Here is a 229-nt window from a genome sequence, read left to right as displayed (position 1 = left end):
AGGCTGCGGGCCAACGGTGCGCGAGAGCTCAGGTACTGGGTTTCGATTACGTCATCCAGGTCTTTGCGCGAGCCGTTGGAGGCTATTTTAGCCAGTACTGGCAAGACCATATCCAACGGCAGGCTATTGCGACGGGCCAACTCCTGAGGCAAGTCGCGTACGCTGTGCACATTGGCGCCAAGCACTATGTTAAGTGCGCGGGCCTGGCGGCGCACATAGGCGAAGTAGA

The 229-nt window shown here is 59.0% G+C and carries 1 pseudogene; it reads right to left on the bottom strand.

Annotated features, from left to right (window positions below):
• Positions 1–229 (bottom strand): annotated as a pseudogene (locus ACFZPT_RS27195) (MotA/TolQ/ExbB proton channel family protein); the annotation flags it as partial.

Source organism: Pseudomonas sp. MD330_10 (assembly GCF_042610415.1).
GTDB lineage: Bacteria > Pseudomonadota > Gammaproteobacteria > Pseudomonadales > Pseudomonadaceae > Aquipseudomonas > Aquipseudomonas rhodesiae.
This window is presented reverse-complemented; position numbering and strand designations above follow the sequence as displayed.